This is a genomic window from Massilia sp. CT11-108, from assembly GCF_047302915.1.
In the GTDB taxonomy this organism is placed as follows: domain Bacteria; phylum Pseudomonadota; class Gammaproteobacteria; order Burkholderiales; family Burkholderiaceae_D; genus Telluria; species Telluria orientalis.
Genome location: NZ_JBKYMO010000593.1, coordinates 1 through 3,076, shown reverse-complemented (window position 1 = coordinate 3,076; position 3,076 = coordinate 1). Strand labels below are relative to the sequence as shown.

The window sequence follows — 3,076 nt, the reverse complement described above, 5'->3', positions numbered from 1 at the left end:
CCGTCGATCTGCAGCGGAAGTTCGTGAATCTCACGGCCGAACGCGTCAAGCGCGGCCACGCGCGGCGGCGTCGAACATTGAGCGACCTCGGCCGGGAACTGGCTCGGCACTTCACCTGTCAAAACAGCCAGACGGTACAGCGCCGTGCGGCGGCGCGCTTCCAGCGGCGGCAGGTTGGCGCGCAACTGGTCGAGCTGGGCTTGTGCACGGGTGGTGTCGATGGCGATGCCGCGGCCGCGCTTGACGCGTTCGGCCGTGAGATTCACGAACTTCCGCTGCAGATCGACGGAATCCTGCGCCACTTTCAGCTGGTAGCCGGCCGAACACGCTTCCGCATAGGCGCGGGTCGTGTCGGCCGCGACGATCACGTGCGTGAGGTCGCTGGCCGCCTGCGCGGCTTCGACGTCCGCTTCCGACGCTTCGACGGCGCGGCGGATGCGGCCCCACAGGTCGAGCGTGTAGCCGATCTTGACGTCGGCGTCGTACAGGCCGTCGGTAGGCAGTTGTTCCGGGATGCCCAGCTGGGCACCGGCGATCCGGCCGTATTGCGGGGCGGCGCCCATCTCGACTTCAGGGCGCTTCTTTTCCTCGACCTCTTCCAGCACGCCATGCGCGCGCTGCAGGTTGGCGGCGGCCACGCGCAGGTCGGCATTGTTGGCGAAGGCCCTGGCGACCAGCTTGTCGAGCAGCGGGTCCTGGTACAGGCGCCACCAGTCGGCCGGGAGCGGCTCGGATTTGAAGGACTGCTCGGCCGCGCCCATGAACGGGGCGTTGGCCGCGTCGCGCTTGATCACGGCCTCTTTCGGCACGTGGTAGTCGGGGCCCACCGTCGTGCAGGCGGCGAGCGCGGCCGCCAGCAGCGACAGCGTGAAGACTTTCTTGACGGAGGATCGGTAGCGGTTCATGACGATTTATGCGTGGTAGTCGCGGCGGGAACGGCAGCCATTGCCTTGGCCGCAGGCTTGGCCAAAGGTTTAGCCAAAGCCGGCAACACCTTCACCGTCGCCGTCTGCCCGGCGACGAGGCGCACGGTGGCCGGCACCTGGTCGATGGCGATCCGCACCGGCACGCGTTGCGCGAGGCGGACCCAGTTGAAGGTCGGGTTCACGTTCGGCAGCATGTTGGCGCCGGTGCTGCGGTCGCGGTCCGTGATGCCTTCGGCGAAGCTCTCCACGTGGCCGCGGATCGGCTGGCGCGTGCCCATCACCGTCACGTCGACCTGGTCGCCGAGCTGGATGCCGGGCAGCTTGGTCTCTTCGAAATAGCCTTCGACGTAGAACGAGCCGCTGTCGACGACGGCCATCACCGGATGCCCCGAGGTGGCGTACGCGCCTTCGCGCAGGTCGAGGTTCGTCACGATGCCGTTCACGCTGGAGACGACGCGCGTGCGTTCGAGGTTCAGCTTGGCGGTGTCGCGGTTGACGATGGCTTGGGCCAGCGTGGCGCGGGCCTGGTCGGTGCGGGTCTGCCCTTGTTCCCGGGTTTCCTGCGACACGAGGTCGTCGAGCTGGGTGTTACGCTGGTTCTCGCGCAGCGCCTGGGCCAGCGCGGCCTGGGCTGCCGTCACCTGGGCTTCGCTCTGGCGCAAGGCGAGTTCGAAACGGGCGCGGTCGATGTCGAACAGTGCCTCGCCGGCCTTCACCTGCTGGTTGTCGTGCACGTAGACCTTGGTCACCTGGCCCGTCACGTCGGGCGCGACCTGCACGACATAGGCTTTCACGCGGCCGTCCCGGGTCCAGGGCTCGACCTCGTAATGGCGCCACAGCTGCCAGCCCGCGTAGACCGCGCCCGCAGTCACCGCCGCCGTGATACTTACCCGGCCAATTGTCGACAAAATAGTTTTCATAGCCATCTCAGGACCAGTTGCGTGTGTAATACGTCAGTGCGCCGAGCACGATGACGAACAGGGAAAAATCGAACAGGGCCGGGTGCCAGACGACGCGATAACAGCCCGTCTTCGCCAGGACCAGGTTGATGAGCCGCGAGACCACCAGCGCCGCCAGCGTGAGCAGCAGGAGCGGAGGAACGTAGAGGCCGTAGATGCTGACTTCGCCGATCATCGGATCTCCTTTCAGATTGCAGTTGCAAGCGACGGCTGATATGCCGCCGCCTTGGGAAACAGGTCGCGCCGCATGCCGGTGAGGGCAGCGAGCGCCTCGCGCTGGGCCGCGTCGCGTTCGCCGGCGCAGATGGCGCGCAGGGCGTTGTCGAGCGTGTCCAGCAGGCTGCGTTCGCAGCCGGCGTCGACCCTGGGGCGCAGCGCGAAATGGCGCGACAGCTGCTTCATCAGCGGGCCGACGGCCGCTTCGCCGCGGCCCAGCCGGGCGCGCACGCTTTGCAACAGGGTCATGTTCAGGCCGATGCGCAGGTCGCGCAGGGCGTCGACGGCCTGCAGGTCCTGGTCCTTGCCGGCCAATGCCAGGCGCGGGGTCAGCTGGCCCACGCGGTCAACCATCCTGGCCGAGAATTCCGGCAGCGACGGCACGCGCTCGCCTTGGCCCATGCGCGACAGCTCGCTCCAACCGGCCTTGAGCAGGCGGCGTGCCGTCCAGCCGGCGCCCACGCGGCGGAACACGCTCGTCGTGACGGCGGCCGCGATGTAGCCGACCACCTGCGCCAGCGTGCTGTTCACGAAGGACACCATGTCGGCGTTGTGCGTGTCGACCATGGCCAGCGTGCCACAGATCGCGAACAGGAAGGGCATCGCGCGCCCGAACGTCGAGGGACGCGCGAGGAAGACGCCCAGCGCGAGGAAGGTCGGGGCGCACGCGAGCACGAGCGACTCGAAGTTGTGCACGGCCGGCAGGATGCCCAGCAGGTACAGGGCCGACAGTGGGATCGCGTAGATCGAGTACCACATGAAGGTCTTGATGAACGGGACGGGGTCGTCCTGCGTGGAGAAGAAACAGCACAGCACGGCCGTCATCATCGGGGCGGCGGGACCGGCCGGCCAGCCGGTCAGGATCCAGAACGCGCAGCAGGCCAGCACGGCGACCGCGGCGGCGAAGGCGGACAGCCCCGCCCAGCCCCGGGGCAGGGGGCGGTGTGTTTTTAAAAAAATACGCAGGCGACGAAA

General features: G+C 67.8%; 4 protein-coding genes. All 4 read right to left on the bottom strand.

Annotation, left to right across the window (positions count from 1 at the left end):
- The coding region (locus ACEN88_RS27965) for a TolC family protein (RefSeq protein ID WP_413344903.1) at positions 1–905 on the bottom strand (905 nt) is incomplete at its 3' end.
- The gene (locus tag ACEN88_RS27960; RefSeq protein ID WP_413344900.1) at positions 902–1,846 is read right to left on the bottom strand and encodes an efflux RND transporter periplasmic adaptor subunit; all 945 of its coding nucleotides are present in this window, start codon (positions 1,844–1,846) and stop codon (positions 902–904) included. The genes ACEN88_RS27960 and ACEN88_RS27965, both read right to left, overlap by 4 nt.
- Before the next feature lie 7 nt (positions 1,847–1,853).
- On the bottom strand, positions 1,854–2,060 hold the full coding sequence (locus ACEN88_RS27955; protein ID WP_413344898.1) for a DUF1656 domain-containing protein: 207 nt from the start codon (positions 2,058–2,060) through the stop codon (positions 1,854–1,856).
- Positions 2,061–2,071: 11 nt separating this feature from the next.
- A partial coding sequence (locus ACEN88_RS27950) for an FUSC family protein (protein WP_413344895.1) occupies positions 2,072–3,076 on the bottom strand: 1,005 nt, incomplete at its 5' end.

Coding starts and splice junctions, on each gene's coding strand:
- ACEN88_RS27960 (WP_413344900.1), bottom strand. CDS start 1,846: ATGAAAACTATTTTGTCGACAATTGGCCGGGTAAGTATCACGGCGGCG.
- ACEN88_RS27955 (WP_413344898.1), bottom strand. CDS start 2,060: ATGATCGGCGAAGTCAGCATCTACGGCCTCTACGTTCCTCCGCTCCTG.